At 60.7% G+C, this 6,888-nt stretch carries 7 protein-coding genes and 1 pseudogene; all 8 read right to left on the bottom strand.

Annotation, left to right across the window (positions count from 1 at the left end; translation table 11 throughout):
• A partial coding sequence (locus EN991_RS17340; RefSeq protein WP_127369202.1) for a biotin/lipoyl-containing protein occupies positions 1-332 on the bottom strand: 332 nt, incomplete at its 3' end.
• Between the two features lie 18 nt (positions 333-350).
• Complete coding sequence (locus EN991_RS17335) at positions 351-1,754, bottom strand: pyruvate dehydrogenase complex E1 component subunit beta (protein ID WP_013531482.1); 1,404 nt, start codon at positions 1,752-1,754, stop codon at positions 351-353.
• Between the two features lie 15 nt (positions 1,755-1,769).
• Positions 1,770-2,807 carry a pyruvate dehydrogenase (acetyl-transferring) E1 component subunit alpha gene (gene pdhA / locus EN991_RS17330; protein WP_127369201.1) on the bottom strand — a complete coding sequence of 346 codons (1,038 nt, stop codon included), beginning with the start codon at positions 2,805-2,807 and terminating at the stop codon, positions 1,770-1,772.
• A 194-nt stretch (positions 2,808-3,001) separates the two neighbouring features.
• On the bottom strand, positions 3,002-3,325 hold the full coding sequence (locus EN991_RS17325) for a septum formation initiator family protein (protein WP_027038975.1): 324 nt from the start codon (positions 3,323-3,325) through the stop codon (positions 3,002-3,004).
• A gap of 276 nt (positions 3,326-3,601) precedes the next feature.
• Positions 3,602-4,875 (bottom strand): annotated as a pseudogene (gene eno, locus EN991_RS17320) (phosphopyruvate hydratase).
• A 376-nt stretch (positions 4,876-5,251) separates the two neighbouring features.
• Complete coding sequence (locus EN991_RS17310; protein WP_127369200.1) at positions 5,252-5,617, bottom strand: PRC-barrel domain-containing protein; 366 nt, start codon at positions 5,615-5,617, stop codon at positions 5,252-5,254.
• A gap of 86 nt (positions 5,618-5,703) precedes the next feature.
• Positions 5,704-5,907, bottom strand: a complete 204-nt coding sequence (locus tag EN991_RS17305) for a dodecin family protein (protein ID WP_013531476.1) — start codon at positions 5,905-5,907, stop codon at positions 5,704-5,706.
• A 95-nt stretch (positions 5,908-6,002) separates the two neighbouring features.
• Positions 6,003-6,848 carry a 3-deoxy-8-phosphooctulonate synthase gene (gene kdsA / locus EN991_RS17300; protein WP_013531475.1) on the bottom strand — a complete coding sequence of 282 codons (846 nt, stop codon included), beginning with the start codon at positions 6,846-6,848 and terminating at the stop codon, positions 6,003-6,005.
• Positions 6,849-6,888 lie beyond the last annotated feature (40 nt).

Genomic DNA, 6,888 nt, shown 5'->3' with positions numbered 1-6,888 from the left:
GGTGGGGAGATTGGCGCCTTGTCCTGCTTGGCCTCGGCTTTCGCTGGAGCAGCATCGCCCCCGCTTTTCGCGGCAGCGCCTGCATCCTCACCTTCGGCAGCGAGCACGGCGATCAGAGCGTTGACCTTGACGCCTTCGGTGCCGGCGGGAACGACGAGCTTTGCGACCGTGCCCTCATCGACAGCCTCGACTTCCATCGTCGCCTTGTCGGTCTCGATCTCGGCAATGACATCGCCCGGCGAAACCTTGTCGCCTTCCTTGACGAGCCACTTAGACAGATTGCCCTCTTCCATCGTGGGCGACAGGGCCGGCATGGTGATGTTGATTGGCATTTTGTCCTCCCGCCCGGTTCAGCGATATGTGACGGCTTTGACCGCCTCGATGACTTCGCCGACGTTCGGCAAAGCCAGTTTCTCCAGGTTGGCGGCATAGGGCATCGGCACATCCTTGCCGGCGATGGTGATGACCGGCGCGTCGAGGAAATCGAAGGCGCGCTGCGACACCTGGTTGGCGATATGGTCGCCGACCGAGTTCTGCGGATATCCCTCTTCGACAACGATCAGCCGGTTGGTCTTCTTGACCGAGGCGATGATGGTGTCGAGATCGAGCGGCCGGATCGTGCGCAAGTCGATGATCTCGGCATCGATGCCCAAGCCGCGCAGCTCGGCTTCCGCCTTGACCGCATAGGTCATGCCGATGCCGAAAGAGACGATGGTGACGTCCTTGCCGGTCTTGTGGATGCGCGCCTTGCCGATCGGCAGCACGAAATCATCCAGCTTCGGCACGTCGAAGGACTGGCCATAGAGGATCTCATTCTCGAGGAAGATGATCGGATTGGGATCGCGGATCGCCGCCTTCAACAAGCCCTTGGCGTCGGCGGCGGTGTAGGGCATCACCACTTTCAGGCCCGGAATGTGGCTATACCAGGCGGCGTAGCACTGCGAGTGCTGTGCGGCGACGCGTGCGGCGGCGCCGTTCGGTCCACGGAAAACGATCGGCGCACCCATCTGGCCGCCAGACATGTAGAGCGTCTTGGCGGCGGAGTTGATGATCTGGTCGATCGCCTGCATGGCGAAGTTGAAGGTCATGAACTCGACGATCGGCTTCAGGCCGGCCATCGCCGCGCCGACGCCGACGCCGGCAAAGCCATGCTCGGTGATCGGCGTGTCGACGACGCGCCGCGGCCCGAATTCCTGCAGCAGCCCTTGCGTGATCTTGTAGGCGCCCTGGTATTCGGCGACCTCCTCGCCCATGACGAAGACATCGCCGTCGCGGCGCATTTCCTCGGCCATCGCATCGCGCAGCGCTTCGCGCACCGTGGTCGAGACCATCTCCGTGCCGGCCGGAATGTCCGGATCGGCGGCGATTTCCGTCTTCGGTGCAGCAGCCACCGGCGCGGCAGCCGGTTTTGCGGCCTCCGCCTTGTCCTCCGCCGCGGCTGGAGCCTCTGCCTTTGCCGGTGCTTCCGCCTTGGCGGGAGCCGAGGACTTGCCGATATCGCCGGCACTTTCGCCGTCCTGCAGCAAAACGGCAATCGGTGTGTTGACCTTGACGCCTTCGGTGCCGGCGGCGATCAGGATCTTGCCAAGCGTGCCTTCGTCGACGGCCTCGACTTCCATCGTCGCCTTGTCGGTTTCGATCTCGGCGATGACGTCGCCGGCGACGACCTTGTCGCCCTCATTCTTCAACCACTTGGAAAGATTGCCCTCTTCCATGGTCGGCGAGAGAGCGGGCATGAGAATTTCGATCGGCATGTCCTTGCCCTCCCGTTACAATACGATATCGGTCCAGAGCTCGGACGGATCCGGCTCTGCATCGTTCTGGGCAAATTCGGCGGCGTCAGCGACGATGTCGCGGACCTCCTTGTCGATGGTCTTAAGCTCGTCCTCGGTTGCCCACTTCTTCTCGATGAGCCGCGCCTTGACCTGTTCGATCGGGTCATGGTCGGAGCGCATCTTCTGCACTTCTTCCTTCGAGCGGTATTTCGCCGGATCGGACATCGAGTGACCGCGATAGCGATAGGTCTGCATTTCGAGAATGATCGGCCCGTTGCCGGCGCGGCACCATTCGGTCGCCTGGTCGCCGGCGGCCTTGACAGCGCGCACGTCCATGCCGTCGACCTGGATGCCGGGAATCTTGAACGAAGCGCCACGGTGCGAAAAATTGGTTTCCGCCGAAGAGCGCGACACCGAGGTGCCCATGGCATACCGGTTGTTCTCGATGATGTAGATCACCGGCAGCTTCCACAGCGAGGCCATGTTGAAGCTTTCATAGACCTGGCCCTGGTTGGCCGCACCGTCGCCGAAATAGGTCAGCGAGACATTGTTGTTGTCGCGGTAGCGGTTGGCGAAGGCCAAGCCTGTGCCGAGCGACACCTGGGCGCCGACGATGCCGTGGCCGCCATAAAAGTGCTTTTCCTTGGAGAACATGTGCATGGAGCCACCCTTGCCCCGTGACAGGCCGCCGCGACGCCCGGTCAGCTCGGCCATGACGCCGCGCGGCGACAGCTCCATCGCCAGCATGCGGCCGTGGTCGCGATAGGCGGTGATCATCTGATCGCCGTCGATCAGCGCCATCTTCATGCCGGTGACGACCGCTTCCTGGCCGATATAGAGGTGGCAGAAGCCGCCGATGAAACCCATGCCGTAGAGCTGGCCGGCCTTTTCCTCGAAACGACGGATGAGCAGCATGTGCCGGTAAGCGGCAAGCTCTTCGTCCTTGGTGAATTCGACAGGTTTAGAGGCCGAAAGCCCCGATTTGCCGTCGGATTTGGATTTGGCAGGCGCTTTTCTGGCGGCGGTGGCCATGCATCACTCCCTGTTGGCGTCTCTTCGTGGACATTAGAGCAGGATGAAATCTGCTCTGGGGAGATCAGCTCCTCCCCACCGATTTTAGGGAGGCTAACACGCGTCAAAGCGTTGCGCCATGCCGAATTTGCATAGCTGGCATGCGCCTAAGTGATTAAAATCATTGAAAATATTGGTGATTAACTTGAAATCAGTTATTTTGCCGAGGTCGGCAACATAATGGTGATTTCGTCAGCTTGGGACAGATTGAGCGCCTTGCGCGCCTGCTCATCGAGCATGTCCTTCTCGAGCGTGCCTTCATGCATCAGCCGAACGCGGCGCTCGAGCTCCATGCGGCGCGCCTTGATCGCATCGAGCTGGCCCTGCAGCGCAACCGTCTGGGCTTCCAGCTGATATTTCGAGTAGATACCGAATTCGCCGTGATAGGCATGAAAGCCGAAATAGGCCAGGAACGCCACGCAAAGCGAGGGAATGATCAGCCGGCCGGTGTTTCTCTGCTTGTGCTGACGCGTCCACATCGCCCGATTCCTCTAGAGCATGATGCCGAAAAGTGTGAAGCGGTTTTCGGACGACATCATGCTCTATCTCTTTGATTTAGAGTCGGATTCAGATTTCAGGTCGAACAGACCTGAGATCATCCGGCTCTAGCCCGCGAACTCAGGCGGCTCACGATCTTTCTCGCCCGATTGTGCTTAACGGACGGTTACGGGTGACCTGTTTGGCGGCGCCGAAACGAAAAAGGGCGGGAATGCTCCCGCCCTTTTGTCCGGTATCGATGAGCCGGTGTTTCCGGATCAGCCCTTGACCACCGACTTGCCGGCGTAGCTTGCCTGCTTGCCGAGCTCTTCCTCGATGCGGATCAGCTGATTGTACTTGGCCATGCGGTCCGAGCGCGACAGCGAGCCGGTCTTGATTTGTCCGCAATTGGTGCGACGGCGAGATCGGCAATGGTCGAATCCTCGGTTTCGCCCGAGCGGTGCGACATCACGGCGGTGTAGCCGGCCTTGTGCGCGGTCTCGACGGCGTCGAGCGTTTCCGTAAGCGAGCCGATCTGGTTGACCTTGACCAGGATCGAGTTGGCAACCCCCATGCGGATGCCGTCGCGCAGCCGCGCCGTGTTGGTGACGAACAAATCGTCGCCAACCAGCTGCGTCTTCTTGCCGATCAGGTCGGTCAGGTACTTCCAGCCTTCCCAATCGTCCTCGGCAAGACCGTCCTCGATCGAGATGATCGGATAGTCGGTGGCAAGCTTGGCCAGGTATTTGGCCTGGGCCTTGGGATCGCGCGTCTTTTTCTCGCCTTCATAGACGTAGTTGCCGTCCTTGAAGAACTCGGTCGCGGCGCAATCGAGGCCGAGCGCGATCTCGTCGCCCGGCCTGAAGCCGGCCTGCTCGATCGATTCCATGATGAAATCGAGCGCCACCGGAGCGCTTTTCAGGTTCGGGGCAAAGCCGCCCTCGTCGCCGACATTGGTGTTGTGGCCGGCATCCTTCAGTTTCTTGCGCAGCGTATGGAAGATTTCCGAACCCCAGCGGACACCTTCGCGCAGCGTCGGCGCGCCGATCGGCAGGATCATGAATTCCTGGAAATCGATCGGGTTGTCGGCATGCGCGCCGCCATTGATGATGTTCATCATCGGTACCGGCAGGAGATGCGCCTTGGTGCCTCCGACATAACGGTAGAGCGGTAGGCCGGCGGCATCAGCGGCCGCCTTGGCCACCGCCAGCGAAACGCCGAGAATGGCGTTGGCGCCAAGCCGGCTCTTGTTGGGCGTGCCGTCGAGCTCGATCATGGTCTGGTCGATATGAATCTGGTTTTCGGCTTCCATGCCGCCGATGGCCTCGAACAGCTCGCCGTTCACCGCCTCGACGGCTTTGAGCACGCCTTTGCCGAGATAGCGGGCGCCGCCGTCGCGCAGTTCGACGGCCTCGTGGGCACCGGTCGAAGCACCCGACGGCACCGCCGCGCGGCCCATCGAGCCGTCTTCGAGAATGACATCGACCTCGACGGTCGGATTTCCACGGCTGTCCAGGATTTCACGCCCGACAATGTCGACGATGGCGGTCATTTGCGATGTCCTCGATTGATCTGAAGAATGCCGCACGTCTTAGCCAAAGTGCTGCAAAAGGCAATCGGCCCGCTGGCAATTATTGCCGCGGCATCGGCCTCCGAACGATTCACGAAGCGCAAATCGCCGTCATCATAAGTCATGTACGGTCGGCTGACTTCCGGTTAAGGTGCAGCGCGCGGGGCGAAACAGGAGGAGTTTCGCCATGTCTCAGTTGAGCGGTATCGTGAGTCTGTTTCTGATCGCGGCGGCATTCCTGACGTCATGCGACAATCAGCAGTCGCCGCCGAAGGCGATGGCCCCCTTACACGTCAGCGAATAAGCCGGAATCCAAAGCGGCCCCGTCTCTCCCGACGGGGCCGCTTTGTCGTTGTTGTTAATGCCAGTAAGGCGTGACCTTGTAATAATTGTAGGATTCGTCGCGCGCCGCCTCGCCATCGGCACCGGTCAGTTCGTTGATCGAATAGGCCGGTGCCGCCATGAGTTGTTCCTTGGAAAACGGTACGACATAACCGCCCTTGTCCTCATCATAGTCGAGGCTTGCCCACGGAATGGCGTGATATTTCTCGCCGATGCCAAGGAAGCCGCCAAAACCGATGACCGCGAACATGATGCCGTTCGCCATCTTGTCGAGCATCACATCCTCTATACTGCCGATGCTTGTGCCTTCGGTGTTGTAGACCGATGTGCCGATGACCCGCGAAGCGGCGATGGCTTGGGTGTGGCCAGTCTGGGTTGCCATGATTGTGCTCCTCATTGTGGTTTCGAACCATAATTGGACAATGAGGGGCGCGGGCGAAGGTTCCCGACTTTTTCGGCGTCGACCGATCACTCCGCGAGGATGAAGGTAACCTTCATGTTGACGCGATAAGCAACGATCTTGCCGTCCTGGACGACGATCTTCTGGTCCTGGATCCAGGCGCCCTCGACGTTCTTCAGCGTTTTGGATGCGCGCGCAATTCCCTGTTCGATGGCGTCCTGAAAGCTCTTCTTCGACGACGATGTGATTTCGGTGACGCGGGCGACAGACATGGCTTCCTCCTGCCAAAACGCTCATTTGCCGGTCGAGCGTACAGGCGGCTTGCGCCGTCCACAAGCATCGGCGGTCGACAGAGGATATCTCCGGCCTAGAGACCCTTGGCGATGCGGTCGAATGCCATCAGCCGCTCGAGTAAAGCGGGCATGTCCTTCAACGGCAGCATGTTGGGGCCGTCGGAAGAGGTCGAGTTGTCAGGATCCTGATGGGTCTCGATGAAGACGCCGGCAACGCCGACAGCGACGGCCGCGCGCGCCAGCGTCTCGACAAAACGACGTTCACCGCCCGAGGAACCGCCCTGCCCGCCCGGCTGCTGCACCGAATGGGTCGCATCGAAGATCACCGGCGCGCCGATCTCTGCCATGACAGGCAAAGCGCGCATGTCGGAGACCAGCGTGTTGTAGCCGAAAGAAGCACCGCGCTCGGTGGTCAGCACATTGGCATTGCCGGATCCGGTGATCTTGGCGACGACGTTCTTCATGTCCCAGGGGGCAAGGAACTGTCCCTTCTTCACGTTGATGACCTTGCCGGTTTTCGCCGCGGCGACCAGCATGTCGGTCTGGCGCGACAGGAAAGCCGGAATCTGCAGGACATCGACATGCGGCGCCACGATGGCGCACTGCTCCTCGGTGTGGACATCGGTCAGCACCGGGAGCGAAAATTCCTTGCGCAGTTCGTCGAAGACGGGAAGTGCCGCGTCCATGCCGGCGCCGCGCGTCGCCGACAGCGAGGTGCGGTTGGCCTTGTCGTAGCTGGTCTTGTAGACGAGGCCTATTCCGAGCCTGCCGGTCAGTTCCTTCAGCGCGCCGGCCATGTCGAAAGCGTGCTGACGCGACTCGAACTGGCACGGGCCGGCGATCAGCGACAGAGCCGCCTTGTTGTCGAAGACGACATTGCCGACAATTACCGCTGAATTGGGCGCGACGGGCTTGTTCATTTGGTCTCCCGGAAGATGAAAGCCGCGCCCTGTCCGGGTG

The sequence above is a fragment of the Mesorhizobium sp. M7A.F.Ca.US.005.03.2.1 genome (assembly GCF_003997795.1).
Taxonomy (GTDB): Bacteria; Pseudomonadota; Alphaproteobacteria; order Rhizobiales; family Rhizobiaceae; genus Mesorhizobium; species Mesorhizobium ciceri.
The sequence above is the reverse complement of the archived record's forward strand: the minus strand, read 5'-3'. Positions and strand labels throughout refer to the sequence as shown.